General features: G+C 33.1%; 16 protein-coding genes. 7 read left to right on the top strand and 9 right to left on the bottom strand.

The window, feature by feature from the left end; all coding sequences use genetic code 11:
- Window positions 1–16: 16 nt before the first annotated feature.
- The 4 genes from DG508_RS11795 to DG508_RS11780 form a co-directional block, all read right to left on the bottom strand.
- Window positions 17–808 carry an arylamine N-acetyltransferase family protein gene (locus DG508_RS11795; protein ID WP_108868330.1) on the bottom strand — a complete coding sequence of 264 codons (792 nt, stop codon included), beginning with the start codon at window positions 806–808 and terminating at the stop codon, window positions 17–19.
- A gap of 83 nt (window positions 809–891) precedes the next feature.
- Window positions 892–2004, bottom strand: coding sequence for an NAD(P)/FAD-dependent oxidoreductase (locus DG508_RS11790; protein WP_108868329.1), 1113 nt, complete (start codon window positions 2002–2004; stop codon window positions 892–894).
- 2 nt (window positions 2005–2006) lie between these two features.
- The gene (locus tag DG508_RS11785; RefSeq protein WP_108868328.1) at window positions 2007–4106 is read right to left on the bottom strand and encodes a LodA/GoxA family CTQ-dependent oxidase; all 2100 of its coding nucleotides are present in this window, start codon (window positions 4104–4106) and stop codon (window positions 2007–2009) included.
- Window positions 4107–4235: 129 nt separating this feature from the next.
- Entirely contained in the window at window positions 4236–5096 is an 861-nt protein-coding gene (locus DG508_RS11780) for an AraC family transcriptional regulator (RefSeq protein ID WP_234418224.1), read from the bottom strand.
- 92 nt (window positions 5097–5188) lie between these two features.
- Here DG508_RS11780 and DG508_RS11775 point away from each other — a divergent pair, with 92 nt between their 5' ends.
- Complete coding sequence (locus DG508_RS11775) at window positions 5189–5914, top strand: phytanoyl-CoA dioxygenase family protein (RefSeq protein WP_108868326.1); 726 nt, start codon at window positions 5189–5191, stop codon at window positions 5912–5914.
- A 36-nt stretch (window positions 5915–5950) separates the two neighbouring features.
- Here DG508_RS11775 and DG508_RS11770 read toward each other — a convergent pair whose 3' ends face one another.
- Together DG508_RS11770 and DG508_RS11765 are read right to left on the bottom strand one after the other, a co-directional pair.
- Window positions 5951–6571, bottom strand: a complete 621-nt coding sequence (locus DG508_RS11770; protein ID WP_108868325.1) for an L-threonylcarbamoyladenylate synthase — start codon at window positions 6569–6571, stop codon at window positions 5951–5953.
- Window positions 6572–6604: 33 nt separating this feature from the next.
- On the bottom strand, window positions 6605–8935 hold the full coding sequence (locus DG508_RS11765) for an ATP-dependent helicase (protein ID WP_108868324.1): 2331 nt from the start codon (window positions 8933–8935) through the stop codon (window positions 6605–6607).
- A gap of 360 nt (window positions 8936–9295) precedes the next feature.
- Here DG508_RS11765 and DG508_RS11760 point away from each other — a divergent pair, with 360 nt between their 5' ends.
- The 6 genes from DG508_RS11760 (at window position 9296) to DG508_RS11735 (ending at window position 16783) form a co-directional block, all read left to right on the top strand.
- Window positions 9296–9583, top strand: coding sequence for a hypothetical protein (locus DG508_RS11760; protein WP_233194491.1), 288 nt, complete (start codon window positions 9296–9298; stop codon window positions 9581–9583).
- A 240-nt stretch (window positions 9584–9823) separates the two neighbouring features.
- Window positions 9824–12670, top strand: coding sequence for an Ig-like domain-containing protein (locus DG508_RS11755; protein WP_108868323.1), 2847 nt, complete (start codon window positions 9824–9826; stop codon window positions 12668–12670).
- Between the two features lie 136 nt (window positions 12671–12806).
- Window positions 12807–13346, top strand: a complete 540-nt coding sequence (locus tag DG508_RS11750; RefSeq protein WP_108868322.1) for a DsrE family protein — start codon at window positions 12807–12809, stop codon at window positions 13344–13346.
- A gap of 5 nt (window positions 13347–13351) precedes the next feature.
- Window positions 13352–14647, top strand: coding sequence for an amidohydrolase (locus DG508_RS11745; protein WP_103864656.1), 1296 nt, complete (start codon window positions 13352–13354; stop codon window positions 14645–14647).
- A gap of 11 nt (window positions 14648–14658) precedes the next feature.
- Complete coding sequence (locus DG508_RS11740; protein ID WP_108868321.1) at window positions 14659–16233, top strand: FMN-binding glutamate synthase family protein; 1575 nt, start codon at window positions 14659–14661, stop codon at window positions 16231–16233.
- 31 nt (window positions 16234–16264) lie between these two features.
- The gene (locus DG508_RS11735) at window positions 16265–16783 is read left to right on the top strand and encodes a DUF7935 family protein (protein WP_108868320.1); all 519 of its coding nucleotides are present in this window, start codon (window positions 16265–16267) and stop codon (window positions 16781–16783) included.
- Window positions 16784–16834: 51 nt separating this feature from the next.
- Here DG508_RS11735 and DG508_RS11730 read toward each other — a convergent pair whose 3' ends face one another.
- The 3 genes from DG508_RS11730 to DG508_RS11720 are packed head-to-tail and all read right to left on the bottom strand — an operon-like array spanning window position 16835 to window position 20782.
- Complete coding sequence (locus DG508_RS11730) at window positions 16835–17758, bottom strand: patatin-like phospholipase family protein (RefSeq protein WP_103864652.1); 924 nt, start codon at window positions 17756–17758, stop codon at window positions 16835–16837.
- Between the two features lies 1 nt (window position 17759).
- Window positions 17760–18653, bottom strand: coding sequence for a patatin-like phospholipase family protein (locus tag DG508_RS11725; RefSeq protein WP_108868319.1), 894 nt, complete (start codon window positions 18651–18653; stop codon window positions 17760–17762).
- A gap of 8 nt (window positions 18654–18661) precedes the next feature.
- On the bottom strand, window positions 18662–20782 hold the full coding sequence (locus tag DG508_RS11720) for a M1 family metallopeptidase (protein ID WP_108868318.1): 2121 nt from the start codon (window positions 20780–20782) through the stop codon (window positions 18662–18664).
- Between the last annotated feature and the right edge of the window lie 60 nt (window positions 20783–20842).

Below are 20842 nucleotides of genomic sequence, written 5' to 3'. Positions count from 1 at the left end.
TTTATAATTTATTGTTTTAAAAACTTGTTTTTGTAGTAGAGATTATAGCTTTATCATTCAGTCCAAAATGTTCTAAAAGGTGATCAGCATACTCTTTGTCATCCTTAAATTGTTGATGTAAAACTTCTTTTCCTTCTTCTGTAATTTTAATACTATTACCTGAGATTGTTACCCTACCATTCATCAAAAGTTTACTTATTAGCCTTTTTTGTGTAAAATGAGAATCTGAACTTGTTTGATGATAGTTACACATTTCTCTAAATGCTTCTGTTTCTCTAGCTTTTTTAGAAAAAATATATTCTGGTATTTTTTTATTTTTAACTAATTTTGAAACCTTATAATATTCATTATCATATTTTTCTATTATAAAATCTCCTCTACTATCTGTTTGTATACTATTAATTTCTAGTTTCAAAGGTGTAAGAACAAACTCCCCAAACCCTACATCTACCAGATATTCTACTTGATTTATCTCTGCAATGATCGCCATATGATCAAATTCTTCTCCATATACATCTTTTGTACTATTATATACTCTTGCAGATACTCTTTTTACATTGAATCCTAAATTTTGTAACAGCTCAAAAAACAACCCATTGAGTTCGTAACAAAACCCTCCTCTTTTTTTGATTACAATTTTGTTATATATCATTTCTAAATCTAGAAGAATAGGTGTTCTATAGTGGATGTCTAAATTCTCAAAAGGAACTCGTAATAAATGACAGGTATGCAAATTATTCAACACCACCAAAGTTGCTTTTGTAGTACCTATATATTCAATTCTATTTAAATATGTATTTATATTCATGAATCACAGCTTAGTAAAATTATTTAGCAAACACTTATGATAAATGGATTGACAGAATAGTAACTATATAGATAGGTGGGGGTTTAATCAAAGTTTGAAGTGTGTAAAACTGTTTCTTGATCAAAAAAATCTGTCCAGAAGAAAGATGATTTCCATCTGGTTTCAGTTTTATACAATTGTTTTCTCTGTATCCAATATCTATCAAAAATAGATAATATTTTTTTTTCGTAGCTAGTAAACCCGTCTTTTTTATTGTGTTTTAAACAATCAACAATAGCATTTGAGGCTTCTTTAGCCATAAATATTGCATTTGTAATACCGTGTGAAGAAAGAGGGTCAAAAGATAAGGCGGCATCACCTATTGCCAACCAATTCTCTCCTGCTACCTTTATAGGTTTAGCTGAATTTGCATCTGCCCCAAGAATTTTTATGGTAATATCATTTACCCAAAAATCTTTTAATATCGATGTCTCAGAAAGTACAGAAGGCCACTTTTTATAGTTTTTTAGTTTTTTTTGAATGCTATTTCCTTTGTTTGTAAAAATAGAAAAGACACTGGTTTTCTCATCCAATCCAGATACGATTCCCCACCCATGTTCAAAGGATTCTACAAATACACTATGCACTAATTTTGGGTGTTTTATTCTTGGCACATGACAACTAAAGGATCGTATTGTATCATACTGCTTAATAGGAATGTTTAGTTTTTTTAGTACTGCTCGATTTCTACCTGTTGCATCTATAACAATTTTACATTCTATCTTTCTTTGTTGTCCATTATGGGTTATAGCGATAGAAATTTCTTCTTTAGAAACTTGTATCTCAGACAAATGTTCATATGCTACAATATGTTTTTCAGTTCCTTTTTGTAAACTAGTAGTAATTGCTTTTTTATCTATTTTTAAACCATTATTATGCCCTGGATTAAAAAAGAAATTATGATCTATAATTCTCTCATTTCCCCATAGAGAATGATACCCATATGTTTTTTGTATTACATTCTCTATAAACACATTATATAAACCAAGTGATTGTAGCAAAGGTATTGCAGAAGGAGGCAATGTTTCGGCCAATGCCATATTCTTTTTTTTATTTGCACGATCCAGTACCAAATGATTTATCCCTTCTTTTTCCAAAAGAAAAGATAATACCAATCCTGCAATACCTTTACCAATAATAACTACATCAGTATTCATTATTAACCATTACTCTCTTTTGCACTATGTGAAACGTATACCAACTTGGGTAAACCTTCGACATCAGAATCTAGTTTTCTTCCAGCTACTACTCCTATTTTTTTCCATTGATATACCATATTTATTAAACCATTGATATACCCTCCTTCTGCATGATATCCAACAAATCCAGTATCTGCAGTATGTAACCATGCCAATCTGTTGGCATAAATATTACGTTTTGTATCGTCTAAAATAGTAGGATCTAAAAGCTTTTGATAACTCTCTGAGGATAGTACATGTACAGGTAGGTTTGCAGCCCACCATGATGGAATAGGATATTGTTTTTCTATAAATACTGCCTGACAACTTCCTGCATCAGACTGCCAAGGTATTCCCATCCATTTTGTTAGATCTCCTGGAGGAAGTTTCCACAACCAGTTTTTCTCGTTTGCGGGATCCATCGACTCTCGTATGTCTTCTGAATTCATTTGAAACCCAAAATCATTATAAAAAATATCTTTTTGCTCTATCTGAGTTGCAGCGTTTAGACGCACCTCTCTTAATCCATAAAATCCGTAATTAAAATCTCCTTGGGATACCCATGGGAATGTCATGTTATTTTCTGCATAAATAAGATCGTGTCTCATTGGCCATGTTAATTCTACACCAGGATGAAAACCTCCTCCGTATAAAGTTTCTAGCACCGCTCTGGTCATCAATAATGGCTTTTTTGATTCTTCTTTATTTGCTTCTAAAAACTGCTTTTGATAGAAAGCTCCCATCTCATCAATGGTCTGAAAATCAAAATCTGATGGAGTTTCAAATTTACCATCTCGCCAATTTTTTAGTTGCTCATAAAGCATTGGTGGAATCGCAAACCACTGAGCAGGACTCCCAGGGTAATCAATTGCATCACCAGGATAATAAGGTAATTTTAACGCCTCTTTTCCACTTCCTCTATTTGTGATATCTGTCTTTTCTTTACTAGGTATAATAGGTTCATTTGTATAATGATAGGCAGGATCTCTAAATAAATTGAATATTTCTTCTCTTACGGCATCTGCTTCTGCTTTAGGTTCTTTCTCATAGATATATTTAAATTTTCCTTCTGCAGTAAGTTTATCTATTGTTTCTTTAAAAGAAGGGGAAAGAAAATCTCCCAGATTTACCCATTGCATTCTATACAAACGATAAAAAATAGGGAATACCAGACTTAAATCTGATTCATAAGTTTCATTTGCTGCACCTGCAATCAAATCATACATGGTGGATATTGGCTGAATCTGTGGAGCATAATCTGGAGGTGCGGTTGCTATCCATGCAGAGGATAGTGTATCATCCAAAAGACGTGTCTCTCCATCATTTTTTGAAACAATCTTTGCCGTTACTCTGCCATCACAAATATCATCGTACCAATTAGAATTATCTGCAAAATCATTGTTTAAATCAGATGGGTTTAATGCTGCAGAAACACCATCTGCTCCATAAAAAATTAAGGTTCCTTCATCATATTCAATCGTTCCTAAATCTACAGAATGAGAAGTAATATTCATACTAGCTGCAAGCTTACTGATTGCTCCCAAACCAGAAGGGAATTCTCCTTGAATAATGGTACGTTGATTTCCCTTATCCACCTTAGTGATTCCTGGATGATTCACCAATTCTTTACGATAATCATACCCTCTATCTCTTCGCATTGACTGATTAAGTACATTTGGATTTCTACGCTTGGCTCCAATTCCTGGTGCTAATTTATCTTTTGCAAAATCTGGAGATAGATTTTGGTTCTCTGATGTTATTGATAAATCCAGACAATTATTAAAGTCATACCAAAATGGTTTTTTATTTGCTACTTCTACAGACCACTCGATATCATAATCTTTAGCATCTATTGGTTTAATTGGTACCCCATTGGCATCACATTCATAAATATAAAAACGTTGTGCTTGTTTTTTGATAGCTCCGTCACTAGTTCGATACTCTTGATCTGTCTCATACAAGTTAGCCCAAGGTATTTCTGGACTAAAGATAACTTCCTCTTTTGTTGCTGGACCATTTCCTAATCTAGCAATACCAATAGATGGATAAATTCTAAATTTTGGTAATTTTTTGTTAGTCATTATACAGGTTTTAAGGTTTCTTAAAATTAAGAAAAATCTTATCCTTTAACATCCGTATTTTTACGTGGTTTTATGACTATCTAAAACACAATAAATAAGCGTAATTTATAGTACTTACTTTCTGTGTTATTACTCATTATTCTCTTTTGAAGAAATGTAAGATTTTGGAGTATAGCCAGTAAACTTTTTAAAAATAGTAGAAAAGTACTGCGAAGAACTAAAACCCAAGTCATACGCTACAGTAGTAATATTTTCCTTTGTAAGCAAGTCAATTTTTGATTGCTCAATTTTTAATCTATTTACATACTCTTTTGGGGGAATTCCTACCGTATTTTTAAACCATGATTTGAAATAACCAACCGAAATTTCAGAAATAACAGCTAATTCATCTACATAAACAATGCGATGCATGTTGTCTATGATAAACTCATCAATGAGATTAAGCTTTTGTCGTGGAGAATACTCTTGTTTTTGTTTTGAAAGCTGAATGACTTCTAATACTATCTGTATAATAAGTTGGTTTATATATATTTTGGATAAGATTACATCACTTGTTTCTAATTCATTTAATAATCTATCCAACATAAATTTTACCTGAAATGCTCCTTTAAAAACTTGTTTTGAAGCTTTTTCTAATGCATCGATAAGGTATAAGGAATGCTCTTCTGGCAAGTTACACAAACTATCATCACTATCAGAACAAGTAATTTGCAACCAAAACAATTCTCCCTTATCTTCTGGATAATCACCTGTACTATGATTTTCATTGGGAGGAATAATCAGAATATCATTTCCGTTTAGTTTAAAAAACTCATCATTTATTTGATAATGTTGCTCTCCATTAATGCAAAAACAAAGCTCTATACTATTAGTATGTTTATGTACTGGTAACTGTTCTCTAACCTTAGAATATTTATAATACCCAAACTGTAAACATCTGTTGATCCCATAATCTGGTAGAAAATGCACGATACGCTCTTCTGAATTCATATCAATATTTGTATAAAAAAGTAAGGTAGTACAAATTTAGAAGATTTACTAAAATGATTTACTGATCTTTGGATAAAAATAAACACCTAATTATGAACACTATAAAAACTGATTTCTTAAAAAATGGTTTTACCAAAGTAGATCGTCTTTTTGATATTGATACTGCACAGGAATTACTAGATATTTATAATCACCTACTGCATGATAAAGAAAAAACGGCTCATTTACGAAGTGATTTGGCGGGACAAAATGAAACTAATACAAAAATAACAGAAAGAATTACTCAAATAATGAGACCTAGCCTAATAGAACCTCAGCTATTGAAACATATTGCTTATAGCAAAGCCTTACAACAGGCAAAAGATCTTCTTGGGGATGATATGGAACTAGATTTTGATATGCTTATCAACAAAGCTCCTCATACAGATACACCCACTCCTTGGCATCAGGATGCTGCTTACTGGATTAATTTACCAGATAAAAGGGCTGTAAGTTGCTGGATAGCTCTAGATAAAGTATATGAAGATAATGGTTGTATGTGGTTTCTTTCTGTTCATAATCAAAATGTACTAGAACACAATAATTTACCAAATGGTGGTGCACTATACTGTCACACAGATACTAGTAAAGCAATATCTATTCCTCTAGATATTGGAGGGTGTACTTTTCACGATGGTTTTACTTTACATTATAGTCGAGGAAATACCACTGATAGTCAAAGAAGGGCTTTGATCTTAAATTTTAGACCCAAAAAGATGATTGAGTTAGAAAGAGAACAAGGCATGGATCATACGGGAGTTAGAAAACAGCGTTCATAACATTACCTGTATTTTATTTTTTAAGGTGATATATAGTTATATAATATCTATACTTCCCTTACCTTCTCGTATGAGTACAGGTTCTCCACTAGTAAGATCAATTATAGTAGATGGTACATTATCACCATATCCTCCATCTACTACCATATCAACAAGATTATCCCATTTTTCTAATATTAATTCTGGATCAGTGGTATACTCTATTACTTCATCTTCATCATGAATAGAGGTTGAAACAATTGGGTTTCCTAATTCTTGTACTATAGACGTACAAATATTATTATCGGGAACACGAATACCAACTGTTTTTCTTTTTTTGAATACCGTAGGTAGATTATTATTTCCTGGCAGGATATAAGTATAAGCTCCAGGAAGTGTTCTCTTTAGTAATTTAAAAGTAGTATTATCAATTTGTTTCACATAATCAGAAAGATTGCTCAAATCTTTACAGATAAATGAAAAATTAGCCTTTGCCAATTTTACTCCCTTGATTTGCGCAATACGTTCTAAAGCTCTATTATTACCAATATCACAGCCTAATCCATAGACTGTATCTGTTGGATAAATAACTAATCCACCACCGCGTAAACAATCAACCACACGTTTTAGTTCTCGAGGATTAGGATTTTCATTATATAACTTTACAAACTCTGCCATACCAAAGGATTATACTATTAGGAATTAAAAATTTTATAAAACTTTCAATTTAGCAAAACGAAGTAATAACTTTTTTATTCCTCCCTTGTCAAAATGAATTTCTGCTTTTTTATCTTGACCTGTACCTTCTATTTTTAGAATTTTCCCTCTACCAAATCTCATATGTTCTACCGCTGTTCCTGGTAAGAGATTTTCATCAACATTATTCGTAGGAACTGTTTGCCCTGTTGATTCATTAGTAACTGGTCTTAGTTTTCTAAGCTTTCTTAATTGCTCTTCTGTAGGTTTATGTGCTAATGGAGGAGATCCAGATATAGGTTTTTTAAGTCTGAGTTTACTTTTATCTACTTCTCCAAAAATATCAGAATCAACCAATGGTTTATACCTATAACTTTCCATTGGAGTTAGAAATTCTAAGTATTTTTCATCGATTTCCTCTATAAACCTACTAGGTTCTGCATCTACCAGCTTACCCCACCTATAACGAGATTGGGTATATGTAAGATATGCTTGGGTTTCTGCACGTGTCAATGCTACATAAAACAAACGCCGCTCTTCTTCAAGTTCGCTTCGGGTATTCATACTCATCCCAGAAGGAAAAAGATCTTCTTCCATCCCTACAATATATACATAAGGAAACTCCAACCCTTTGGCTAAGTGAATTGTCATCAATGCCACCCTATCATCATCTCCTGTATCTTGATCCAAATCTGTAGCGAGAGCTACATCTTCTAAAAATTCGGCTAATGACCCTCTTACGTCTGCCAGTTCTTTTTGTCCTTCTACAAAATCTCGGATACCATTAAGTAACTCTTCTATATTTTCTATACGAGCAATTCCTTCTGGCGTACCATCTTTTTTGAGTTCTTGTAATAATCCAGTTTTTTTGGCCACCATTTCTGCCAATATAAAAGCGTCAGATGTTTCATTGGTGATTTGAAAACTTTTGATCATTCTAATAAAGTTCTCTAATCGTGTTTTGGTACCGCTATTAATTTTTAGATTAATGCGATCTAAGTTTTCGATAACCTCAAAGATAGAACGATCATAATGATTAGCGGCTACAATCAATTTATCAACAGTAGTAGCTCCAATTCCTCTGGTTGGGTAATTAATTACTCGTTTTAATGCTTCTTCATCTTTTGGATTTATCACTAATCTAAGATATGCCAATACATCTTTGATTTCCTTCCTTTGATAAAAGGATAATCCTCCATAAATTCTATATTTTATATCTCGTTTACGCAATGCATCTTCAATAGCCCTAGATTGTGCATTAGTTCTATATAACACAGCAAATTTACCATTATCTAGTTGGTGCTGCATTTGGTTTTCAAAAATAGAACTCGCTACAAACCTACCCTCATCTCCATCTGTTACCAAACGATTTACAAAAATTTTAGGTCCTGGATCATTGGCTGTCCATACCACTTTATCTAGTTTGGTCTTATTCTTATCTATAATAGAGTTTGCAGCTTCTACAATATTTCTTGTAGATCTATAATTTTGCTCTAATCTATACTGTTGTACATTATCATAATCTCTCTGAAAATTCAGAATATTATTAATATTCGCACCACGAAAGGCATAAATACTCTGCGCATCATCTCCTACCACACATATATTCTGAAACTTATCTGATAATGCCCGTACAATAAGATACTGCGAGTGGTTTGTATCTTGGTACTCATCAACCAGAATATATCTAAATCTATTTTGATATTTTGCTAAAACTTCTGGAAAACGATTTAACAATTCATTAGTTTTCAATAACAAATCATCAAAATCCATTGCGCCTGCTTTAAAACAACGCTCTACATATTGTTCATAAATTTCTCCCATACGAGGGCGTTTTGCCATAGCATCTGCCTCTACCAATTCTGCATTCTGAAAATATGCTTTTACAGTTATCAAACTATTTTTATATGATGAAATACGTGAGTTGACCTGCTTGTATTTATAAATATCTTTATCAAGCCCCATTTCTTTGATAATAGAGGCAATTAATCGCTGAGAATCCTGTGTATCATAAATAGTAAAATTAGATGGATACCCTAATTTATCTGCTTCAAACCTAAGTATCTTGGCAAAAATTGAGTGAAATGTTCCCATCCATAAATTCTTAGCCTCACTAGAACCAACAATATCGGCGATACGTTTTTTCATCTCTCGCGCAGCCTTATTAGTAAATGTCAAGGATAGTATATTAAACGAGTCTACCCCCTTATGCATTAAATAAGCAATACGATATGTAAGTACTCGTGTTTTTCCTGAACCTGCACCTGCAATAACAATCATAGGGCCATCTATCTGAAGTACAGGAGCCCTCTGGGCGTCATTCAACTCTGCTATATATTCTTCCAAAGTAGTAAATAATTTAAAGGCGAAATTTAAGGAAAGAACTACGGTTATGGAAGTAGAGTGTAGATTTTTTGTAAACAAATCGCAGTCAACAACTTTTGACCACTACATTATTTCTTAATACCTGTTTTCTATAGCTACTGTAACCCCTTATTATTTACTCTAAATACAAGGAACAACTACATTTACCTTCTTTATAAACAACACAGCAAAAACAGCATATTCTTACATTTTCAAAGACTTTATTTCAAAAAACATAGATAAAATGCAATTTTTTAAGATAAAATACACTATATTGTAACAAAACAAAAAGAGTAACACTCCTTTTAGTCAAAATTAAAAATCTAACAAAACTTAACACTTATGACCCCAAACATGAATGTACAAGTGGTACAAAAAGAACAAATTAAATTTTTAAAATTCCCTAAAAATGATGTATTAGATAAAAGAAAAGATCAAATTGATCGATTTCTTGAGCTACAAAGAGCACTTTCTTTAGGAAATCTAGAACATCAAAAAGTAAAAATTGTTTTTGTAGATGATACAGGACTCAAAAAAGTAGAAACTACTATATGGGGAATAACTGACAAAGAGGTTATTCTTAAACAATCAACTATCATTCCATTAGAACGAATCATAAGCATTTTATAATGCTATTCTCATAATAATAATACTATACTCATACTAAGATATAGTTAATTTTAAGTTTATAGAATTTAAAATTCTGAAAACTTATGACTTTAGACGTATTTTTAACATAAAATACGTCTAAATTATTTTAATTTTACACCAGAACATTCACCTTATCATTAATTAAAACTCACAATAAATTTGAAATACTAAAATTTAATACGTCACAGTCGAAATAAATACTTAACAATCAAACTCAACATGAAAAGAAAATTACTACGGTATTTTCTCACAGCTACTATTGCTATAGCTGGAGTTACTACCTATGGTCAATCTCAAAAATCATACCTGATATCCAATGACCAACAAAGTTTCGTAAATAGTCTTACAAATCCACAACAAAGTAAATCTGCTCCTATTATAATAGGAAATGAACAATCTTTTTCTTTCAAACTTAATGTACAAAAGCAAACTGATACTGGTCTTTCTCTTATAGGAAATGTGAATAACCAGCAATCTTCTACATTTTCTTTTACTAGAAAGAATAATAAATTAGAAGGTACTATCATACTATATAATGATAAAAAAGCGTATGCTTTATATTCTAATGAGACCAATGGCAAAGTATATGTAAAAGAAAGTGATATCAATTCAGTCTTATGTATTAATTATGAAAAAGTAAGTACCAAAGAAGCCAAAACGGAACATGCTTCTGTAGCCAAAACTTTATTGCAGTTAGAAAGTTTACCAGGTGCTCCTGGTATTATTTATCTTGATTTTGATGGAGAACGAGTATCTAATACCTGGTGGCTTGGTGGTGCTACTATTGATGCACAATCTCCTAATTTTACTGATCAAAAAATAACTGAGATATGGAAAATAATGGCTGAAGATTTTCGCCCATTTAACCTTAACGTAACTACACGAAGAGACCTTTTTGATGCTGCTCCTGTAAACCGAAGAATGATGTGTATTTTTACGCCAACAAATGATGCCGCTCCTGAAGCTGGAGGTGTTGCTTATCGAAATTCATTTTCTTCAAATGTAGATAACCCATGTTGGATATATAATCTAGGCACCAGAGCTGCTGGAGAAACAGGTTCCCATGAGGTAGGGCATACCCTAGGTTTATCACATGATAGTGCTCCTAATGATGAATATTATGATGGTCATGGTGTATGGAGCCCAATTATGGGATGGAGTGTTGATAGAGAAATCGGTCAATGGAGTAGCGGAGAATATGCTACCGCTACAAACACACAAGACGATATTGCTATTATTTCTGGCAATAGAAACGGCGTTGGTTTTCAAAATGATGATCATGGAGATCTTATCGATGATGCTACGGCAATACGAGTAGCTCCATCTGGACAAGTAAGTGCTGACCAAAATTTTGGTTTAATAAGTACTAGACAAGATAAAGATATGTTCTCTTTTGCAATAGAAACAGGTAATGTTTCTTTTAATTTTGAACCCGACCCTGACTATCCAAATCTAAATATACAAGCCAAAATTCTAAATGAATTAGGACAAGAAGTTGCTGTTTCTAACCCCGCAGGGCTTAGCGCATCTATCAATCAAAACCTTAATGAAGGTATTTATTATATAGAAATTGATGGTGTTGGTGAAGGAACCGTTAATAATGGATATTCTGATTATGCCTCTTTAGGTAATTACACTATATCTGGTAGTTATCCCCCTGGTGATGATAAAAACCCTCCTTTATCTGATTTTGAAATAACTCCTAATTGTTTGGCAATTGAATTTCAAAATAGATCTACCAATAGAATTACTTCATATTTATGGGATTTTGGTGATGGCACGACCTCTACTTTAGAAAGTCCAGCACATACCTATTCCACAAAGGGTAGATACACTATATCTCTTACCACCACAAATGAATCTGGTAATAATACTATAGATAAAGTAATAAACATAGCATCTCCTAATCAACCTGTAGCCACAGATCAACAGGTGTGCAGTGGAGAATCAGGAACTATTACGGTAACTGGAAACAGTGACTACAAATGGTACACTGCCCTTACTGGAGGTAATAGTATAAATTCTGGAGCTACTTTTGAGACCCCTATTCTTACCGCTAATACAACCTATTATGTAGAAGGCGTGATAAATGGTTGTATTACAGAAACCAGAACTGCAGTTATTGTAACTGTAACAGAAAGTCCACAACAACCAACCACATCTAATCAAAGAATATGCAAAGGAGAATCTGTAACCCTTTCTGTATCGGGTTCTAGTCAATACAATTGGTATGATTCCCCTTCTGGAGGAACCAGTATCGCTTCTGGAGCAACCTATACTCCCCCAATTCTTGAGGCTTCCAGATCCTATTATGTAGAAGGAGTACTTGGTAATTGTACTACCTCAAGAATAGAAGTACAAGTAATTGTATCACCAAGCCCTGAACAACCCGTTATAGGCAATCAAAATATATGCAAAGGAGAATCCGTAACCCTTTCTTTATCAGGTAATAGTCAATATAATTGGTATAACTCTCCATCTGGAGGGACCAGTATTGCTTCTGGAAGAACCTATGAGACCCCAGCATTAGCTACTACTACTACCTATTATGTAGAAGGAGTAAATGGTAATTGTATTACAACGAGAACAGCAGTAAAAATAAATGTGTCAGATAATCCTGATATACCGTCAATAATGGTCAACAATCAAAAACTAGTGGTTCCTGATCTTTTTTCTTCTTACCAATGGTACCATCAAGGAATTGCTATAGATGGAGCAAATCGATCTGAACATATACCTCAACAAGTTGGAGAATATATTGTAGATGTATTTAATGAAACTGGCTGCCATGTAACCTCTAAAGCCTTTAATGTAAATCAGACATTTCTTAATACTGGTCGTGAAAATAGAACTTTTATCTATTACCCAAATCCTGTATATGATGGAGATGTGCTACATATAGAAGGAGTCACTCCAGATGATTATTCTTTAAGAATCGTAAATGTAAGAGGCCAAGTCATTATAGATATTCCTCCTACTGCTCAGGTGGATATCTCTGAGTTAGCAGATGGATTATATATGATTCTTATGAATAATAAGCCCGTTGGAAAACTAATTAGGGAATAAAATACACTCATAATATAAAGCATATCTCCATAATCTGGCGATATGCTTTATTTTTACACCTTAAAACAAAGCATATTTGTATTTTAACTTTCAATTAATAGATTTTTGAATATCTTTAAAAACAAAAATTCAAAGAGTGAACATCAATATTGTATTTTATATCTGTTTTCTGTTTTCTATTTTTAGCTTTTCGCAACAAAAGACTAAAAAAGGTACAGTTATAACAGAGTATGGGCAGACTTACTCTGTAACGAATCCAGATTTTAAAACCAATACACAACAAGATTTAAAAGTTGTTTTTGATATCGGTCGAACATTTGGTGACAGCACAAAGGTAAACCCTCTTATTAATACAGCTGCAAGATATCTCAACATGCACGTAGATGCAGGAGTGCCAGAAAAGAAATTGCAAGTTGCAATGGTCATTCATGGATCGGCTGCATTTGATATCCTAACAGATACTGAATATGTTGCTAAATACAATATAGATAATCCAAATACTCCGCTTATTTCTGCTTTGGCAAAAAAAGGAGTCCAAATTATTTTATGTGGACAAACAGCAGCGTATTATAATATTTCTAAAAAAGATATTCTTCCTGAAATACAGATCGCTTTATCAGCAATGACAGCATTAGTACAATTACAAAACAATAACTACCGTCTTATTAATTTTTGAATCTGATGAAAGTACAAATACAACCATTTTCTCTATTTCTTACTCTATTAATTTGTTGCACTACACACGCGCAACAAATTGATCCAGAAATCAATGTATCAGCAAATGAAATTGAATCTAAAGTAATCGCATGGAGGCGTGACTTTCATCAAAACCCTGAGCTTTCAAATCGAGAATTTGAGACTGCAAAAAAAATTGCCAAACACCTTAAAAACCTTGGACTAGAAGTAACTGAAAATGTTGCTAAAACAGGAGTAGTTGCCATCCTCAAAGGAGGAAAAGAAGGAAAAACAGTTGCACTAAGGGCTGATATAGATGCCTTGCCAGTAACTGAGCGAGCAGATGTTCCTTTTAAGTCTACTGTAAAAACTACTTTTCTAGATGCAGAAGTTGGGGTAAGTCATGCTTGCGGACATGATACTCATACCTCGATACTAATGGGAGTTGCAGAAGTACTTGCCAAACATAAAGATAAAATAAACGGAACTGTTAAATTCATTTTTCAGCCTGCCGAAGAAGGTCCACCCCCAGGAGAAGAAGGTGGTGCCAAATTAATGATAAAAGAAGGAGTATTGAAAAACCCTGATGTAGATGCTATTTTTGGATTACATATTAACTCTGGAACCGAAGTAGGGAAAATTCGTTATAAACCAGGAGGAACAATGGCTGCCGTAGAACGTTTTGTTATTAATGTAAAAGGAAAACAAACTCATGGATCTGCTCCTTGGTCTGGAGTTGACCCCATTCTTATTTCTGCTAAAATCATTGATGGTTTACAAACAATTATCAGTAGAGAAACACCTCTTGTACAAGAGGCTGCGGTAATCACAGTAGGAAAAATCACAAGTGGAGTACGGTTTAATATCATTCCTGAGAGTGCTGAGATGATTGGTACCGTTCGTACTTTAGATCCAGAAATGAGATCACATATCATACGTCGTATGAATGAAATGGTTCCTGCACTTGCAAAAGCTTATGGAGGTGATGCCACCATTACTTTTCAGAATAATACTTCTATAACATATAATGACCTCGATCTTGTAAAAAAAATGTTACCTACCATACAAGGCGTTGCAGGTAAAAAAAATGTTATTTTAGCAAAAGCCACTACTGGTGGTGAAGATTTTTCGTATTTTCAAGAAAAAGTCCCTGGGTTTTATTTCTTTCTAGGGGGAAAAACACCTGGAACACACAAATCTGCTGCTCATCATACGCCAGATTTTTATATTGATGAGGACGGGTTATTGCTTGGAGTTAAAGTAATGTCTCAACTAACTATTGATTACCTTAATATACCATAGATACTATAAAAATGGAAAGTGCCCTTAATTTTTTTGGATCTATATCCTGGTGGATATGGATCATTATTGGATTAGCTATAGTTGCAATCCGTGATGTTTTTTTCAATCGTAGACATACTGTAAGTCATAATTTTCCGATTATCGGACATTTAAGATATCTTCTAGAAAGTATTGGTCCCGAAATACGGCAATATTTTGTTGCTAATAATCGAGAAGAACTACCTTTTAATAGAATTGAAAGAGGATGGGTTTATGCTTCATCAAAAAATGAAAATAATTATGAAGGTTTTGGTACTGATCGAGATATTTATTTGCACCAGCATATTTTTATAAAAAACTGTATGATACCATACAAGATGGATAAAACCCACCCTAATAGAGAGGATAAATCTTTTCTTCCTTGTGCAAAAGTAATGGGTATCTATAACAAAAGAGCAAAACCCTATCGCCCAGGATCTGTCATCAATGTTTCTGCTATGAGTTTTGGTTCTCTCTCTGCAAAAGCGGTAGAATCGCTTAATATTGGAGTTAAAAAATCAAATGCATATCACAACACTGGTGAGGGGGGGCTTTCTCCCTATCACAGTAATGGTGGAGATGTTATGTTTCATTTTGGAACTGGATATTTCGGAGTGCGTGATAAAGATGGTAATTTTTCTATGGAAAAACTAAAAGAGCTTGTATCTAACAACCCTTTTATAAGAGCTATAGAAATTAAATTATCCCAAGGAGCAAAACCAGGAAAAGGAGGTGTACTCCCTGGTGCTAAGATCACACCTGAAATAGCAAAAATACGAGGTGTAGAAATAGGTAAAGATGTGTTATCGCCTTCTTCTCATAAGGCTTTCAACAACGTACCAGAATTATTACAGTTTATAGAGGATATTGCTCAAGAAACTGGTTTGCCAGTTGGTATAAAAGCGGCAATAGGAAAAACAGAGCAATGGGAACTGCTCGCAAAATTAATGGTCGAGACCAACAGAGGGCCTGATTTTATCACTATTGATGGTGGTGAAGGAGGTACAGGAGCGGCCCCTCCTAGTTTTGCTGATCACGTATCACTACCTTGGGTATATGGTTTTACTGCCGTTTATAAAATCTTTCAGAAACATAACCTTACCGAACGTATTGTTTTTATTGGTAGTGGAAAACTTGGATTTCCCGCAAAAGCAGCAATGGCATTTGCAATGGGGGCTGATTGTATTAATGTAGCTAGAGAAGCAATGATGAGTATTGGTTGTATACAGGCTCAAGTATGTCATACAAACCATTGTCCTAGTGGTATCGCAACACAAAGTAAATGGTTACAAAAAGGGATCAATACTCCTATAAAATCAGATCGCTTGGCACAGTATTTTAAAACTTTTAGAAAAGAATTTACAGAGATCACTCATGCCTCTGGCTATGAGCATCCTTGTCAATTTACTATGCAAGATATAGATCTCAATGTAGATGATGGTGAACTAACAAAAACACTACAAGCATCTTTTAAATATACCAAGACTCCTGTTGAGTATACTTGCACTCAAGATTTAAAAGAATGTACGTATCTTGGCGGAAATTATATGAAACAAATCTCAGAATAACCCATTAACAAAATAATTTTAAACCCTAAGAATGAAAATTGAAATTATACCATTAATTATTTCTTTAATCCCAGCAATATTAGTCACACTACTTGCTATCTATTTTTTTAAACTTCACACTACAAATGAAGAGCGACGACGTAGATTTATTTTACATCGAGAAAATCAAAAACAAGCGCTACCATTAAAAATTCAAGCATATGAACGTGTCGTTCTATTTTTAGAAAGAATTTCTCCTGGTAAATTATTAACTAGAATGGCCCCTGTAGGAGAAGACAAAAAAAATTACGAATCTTTATTAATTCACACAATCGATCAAGAGTTTGAACATAATCTCACACAACAAATTTATGTGTCTGATGAATGTTGGAATACTGTTAAAGCTGCTAAAAATGCTACTATTTCTTTGATTAGAAAAACAACATTGCAAGAATCAGTTGATTCTGCTGATAAAATGCGAGAAATAATTCTTACTGAACTTGTAGAAAAAGGAGCTCCTAGTGATGCTGCACTAGCTTTTATCAAAAATGAAATTAGTGATATATTGTAGGGATTCTCTCTACAATATATCAATTTATATATTTGATTTTTTTTCAGAAAACTACCCTGCCATATCTATATCCTTGATTTTGTTTTCCTCTGCAAGCTTTGCTTTATTAGCGGCGTATTCAAACCCTTGTCGCCACCAACTACTCATCAATTTTTTATTAAAAACTAATGAATTTTCGGTAAGTTTAGATGGTGTATAATATAAATTGAGAGGTACTTCTCTATTGATCGCAGCTAATTTACCTAACACGGTATCATGCCCTTCTACCTGATCCAACATATAACTAAATAGGTTTACCATAAGAGAAAATGGATTTTTACCCAATACTTTATTGTGCTCCATATTCTCTGATTCCAAAATAATTGCATCTACCTCTGTAGCTCCCCTTCTTATTGCTTCTCGAATAGGCACCATACACCCAAATCCACCATCTGCATACTCGCATCCGTCTTTGGTTACCAAACTCATAAAAGGAACATAATTACAGGATATCCAAATCCAATCACAAAAATCCTCATAAGAAAAATCATTAATCGATTTATATTCTGTCGTATTTTTGGTAAGATTAGAAACAGTCACCACAACATCGTCCACTTTTTTTCTAGCCAATCTAAATTCTGCCTCAGAAAAATTTCTTCTAATTGCTTTTCTTAAATTCTTACTTTCTCCAAAAGTGCGTTTCTTCTTTATAAACTGCCATAAAGATGAAAAGAAATTAATAGATACAAATTCTCTATTTCCTTTTTTTCTAACAACAAAAGGGTTTACATTAAAAATGGTATGTTGATTTACATTGGTATAGATATCATACATCTTATCGATATTACCCAACGCCAATTGTGAGATTAAAAGACTACCTGTAGAGGTTCCCAGAAAGAGGTCATATTTTTTACCTTGTTCCTGAATTAAGTATTGAGCCACACCACCAGCATAAGCTCCTTTACTACCTCCTCCTGAAATTACTAATGCTCGCATATTATAATGGGTTCGAAACGTTTTTTTTCTTTGCAAAGTTATAACCTTTTGTCCACCATTGTGTCATTTTTTCTTTATCAAAAATTAATGAATTGGTAGTGAGCACAGTAGGTGTATAATATAAATCTATAGCAACATCTTTCTCCATAGCTTTGAACTTACCTATTCTAATATTTTGATGCTCTATCCTATCCATCATAAAGTCTACCATATTTGTAATCAAAGAAAAAGGATTTTTTGTAGGCATACGATTTAGATGATTTACTTCAGTTTCCAGAATAATAACATCAATCTCTGTAGCTCCTCTCTTTATTGCTTCTTCTATTGGAACCATAGATCCTAAACCACCATCTACATAATCACAATTATTCTTTCTTACCAAACTCATAAAGGGCGGGTAATTACAAGATATCCAAATCCAATCCAAAAAATCTTGATACTCACAATCTTTTATAGATTTATACTCTACTTCATTTGTAGATAGATTGGTTACTGTGATAATTATATCTTTATCTCCGTTTTTTAATTCTTCAAAAAAAGGTTCTGAAATGGCATTTTCTACTAAATCCCTAAGGTTTCTACTATCGCCAAAAGATTTTTGACCTCTAATTAAATTAAGTAGTACATTAAAATGATTGATATTAATACTAGTATACCATCTTTTCTTTTTTATGGTAAATGGACAGTTTCTGAATATAGAAGATTGATTTACGGATGTATAAAAAGTTTTTATCTCTTTTATTTTTGACATTGCCAAGTGAGATACCAACAAACTTCCAGTAGATGTCCCCATAAACAAATCATATTGTCTACCTAAATCCTGAATCAAATATTGTGCAACGCCTCCTGCAAAAGCTCCTTTACTACCGCCTCCAGAAATCACCAATGCGCGCATATTATATATTATGGGGTTAACTTATTTTTTATAAAATCTTGTTGATCTTGTGGCAAATCATTTAATAAAACTACATATTTCTTTTTATATTCTTCGTCTTTTAATAATTTATCCATCATTTTTCTACACGAATTTCTAAAACGCCAATTATAATGCACCACCCCTTCTGCTAGATGAATTAATGATTGATCAGAAAAAGCCTGTAAACTTTCTAGATATGCAAAAGCATTCTCTCTTGTACTCGTATTATATTTTGGTGAGGTATATCCTGATAACTCAAAATAAAATTTTTGATGCTTATCTGTTTCATATCCTTGTGTATTCAATGCCAATACCAACCATAATGTTCTCACATTTTTGGTATTGAATCCAATGATATCTTTGGTAGTATCAAGATATTCTTTTCTTTTCTTGGGGAAGCTCGTCCATAAATGATATAATGCGGGTTCTATAGTTGCATATGATGAATCATTTAATAAAGATTCATATTGCTTTTGGAGACCTTGAGGAACTGACCTCAATGTATTAGCTATAGCCTGACGCACAAAAACATTATTAGTTTCAAAAGCTTTATCATAAAGTGCTATGATCTCTGGTGTGCTCTTTCCTTCTAATTGATACACTGCTTCCTGGCCTATATAATCATTTGTAGGAAAATCTAATGCTTTTGCCAAAGTACCCCATTTTCCTTCTAATGGCTGTGTTCGCTCTTGTGCCAGACTTAGATATCTTTTTATAAATTCTGATTTGGTAAGTATATTTAATGCTTCTTGAGAAGGAAACTTTATATTTTCTATCCATAATACCTTAAATGATGTTAAGTCTGTACCACTTACCTCCTCTGCGATTGTTATAAAATCATCTGTAGTCACATTTTGAAACTTATACTTTTCTAGGTAGTTATGAATCGTAATTTTAAAACTGGTATCTCCTATTAAATTTCTCAGTGCATGAACGGCCCATGCTCCTCTTTGATAAAAAGTAAGTGAACTTGCCTTTGGGTTCATCAATGAGGTGGCATTTTTGGTCTTGGATAACTCTGTAAGTTGCTCTGCACTCTCGTACAACTTATACATAAAGTAATCCTCTCCAAAAATCTCTTTCTCTGCAAGAAGTGCATAGTAAGTTGCAAATCCTTCTTGTAACCAATGATGAGTTCCATGAGTTTCTGTTATCAAATCCCCAAACCATTGATGTGCTAATTCATGTGCATTGACGTTAATATAATTTCTATCTATAAAAGCAGTCTCATCAACCACAAAAGCATCAGAAAAAATGGTCGTTCCCGTATTCTCCATACCTGCATACAAAAAATCTTTTACTGGTATTTGCTTATAATTCTGCCAAGGAAAAGAAAAACCGATTTCCGCTTCTAAGAAATCAAATATCTTTTTACTATGCCTATATGTAGCTTCGTATTTATCTTTATCTGTTGGGTAATAATACATTTCTAAAGGAGTACCATTTGAAGAAATCTCAACCACTTTCTCATAGTTACCAACTACAAAAGCAAGTAAATAACTACTCATAGGGCGTTTCATATCATATTTCCAACTTTGTACAGAATCATTTACTGCATTTGTACTGACCAAATTACCATTGGCTATCACCTGATACTTATGATCGTATTGAATAGTAAGATCAAAAATCACTTTCTCATTCATATCATCAAAGCTTGGCAACCAATTAGATGTATATTTTCCTTGCCCTTGTGTCCAGATCTGATCATTTCCTTCATAATCCTTTAAAAAATACAATGCTTTTTTGGGATTAGCTTTATAGTGAATTGTGATGCTGTGATTTTTTGAGGTTTTAAAATCAGAAGAAATTATAATTTTTTTACCGTCATATTTAAAATCTATTTGTTTTTTATCAAGTATAACACCTTTAATTTCCATTTGCTGAGCATCAATATAAATAGATGAAGTAGGTTCTAGTATATTAAAAGTATACATTACCTCCCCTTGTATTTCCTTCTTTTTAATAGCCAGTTCAACATCAATCTTTCCTTCTAAAAAATCAACATACCCTTGTTGTTTAACTTCTTTATTATATATATCTAAACTTGTTTCCTGTGTATTTCCTGCAAAGGAAAAAAGTATAATAAAAACACTTAAAATAAATCTCATTCGCTTTTTCTTATTAATATCTATAATACACTTGTATTTACCTTATCAACTACATAAATC

This window comes from Aquimarina aquimarini, from assembly GCF_900299535.1.
Taxonomy (GTDB): Bacteria; Bacteroidota; Bacteroidia; order Flavobacteriales; family Flavobacteriaceae; genus Aquimarina; species Aquimarina aquimarini.
The sequence above is the reverse complement of the archived record's forward strand: the minus strand, read 5'-3'. Positions and strand labels throughout refer to the sequence as shown.

What these genes read in the sequence shown, in the direction of transcription:
- DG508_RS11785 (WP_108868328.1), bottom strand. Translation starts at nt 4,106, where the DNA reads ATGACTAACAAAAAATTACCAAAATTTAGAATTTATCCATCTATTGGT.
- DG508_RS11725 (WP_108868319.1), bottom strand. Translation starts at nt 18,653, where the DNA reads ATGCGCGCATTGGTGATTTCTGGAGGCGGTAGTAAAGGAGCTTTTGCA.
- DG508_RS11795 (WP_108868330.1), bottom strand. Translation starts at nt 808, where the DNA reads ATGAATATAAATACATATTTAAATAGAATTGAATATATAGGTACTACA.
- DG508_RS11730 (WP_103864652.1), bottom strand. Translation starts at nt 17,758, where the DNA reads ATGCGAGCATTAGTAATTTCAGGAGGAGGTAGTAAAGGAGCTTATGCT.
- DG508_RS11740 (WP_108868321.1), top strand. Translation starts at nt 14,659, where the DNA reads ATGGAAAGTGCCCTTAATTTTTTTGGATCTATATCCTGGTGGATATGG.
- DG508_RS11745 (WP_103864656.1), top strand. Translation starts at nt 13,352, where the DNA reads ATGAAAGTACAAATACAACCATTTTCTCTATTTCTTACTCTATTAATT.
- DG508_RS11775 (WP_108868326.1), top strand. Translation starts at nt 5,189, where the DNA reads ATGAACACTATAAAAACTGATTTCTTAAAAAATGGTTTTACCAAAGTA.
- DG508_RS11780 (WP_234418224.1), bottom strand. Translation starts at nt 5,096, where the DNA reads ATGAATTCAGAAGAGCGTATCGTGCATTTTCTACCAGATTATGGGATC.
- DG508_RS11720 (WP_108868318.1), bottom strand. Translation starts at nt 20,782, where the DNA reads ATGAGATTTATTTTAAGTGTTTTTATTATACTTTTTTCCTTTGCAGGA.
- DG508_RS11760 (WP_233194491.1), top strand. Translation starts at nt 9,296, where the DNA reads ATGACCCCAAACATGAATGTACAAGTGGTACAAAAAGAACAAATTAAA.
- DG508_RS11755 (WP_108868323.1), top strand. Translation starts at nt 9,824, where the DNA reads ATGAAAAGAAAATTACTACGGTATTTTCTCACAGCTACTATTGCTATA.
- DG508_RS11735 (WP_108868320.1), top strand. Translation starts at nt 16,265, where the DNA reads ATGAAAATTGAAATTATACCATTAATTATTTCTTTAATCCCAGCAATA.
- DG508_RS11770 (WP_108868325.1), bottom strand. Translation starts at nt 6,571, where the DNA reads ATGGCAGAGTTTGTAAAGTTATATAATGAAAATCCTAATCCTCGAGAA.
- DG508_RS11790 (WP_108868329.1), bottom strand. Translation starts at nt 2,004, where the DNA reads ATGAATACTGATGTAGTTATTATTGGTAAAGGTATTGCAGGATTGGTA.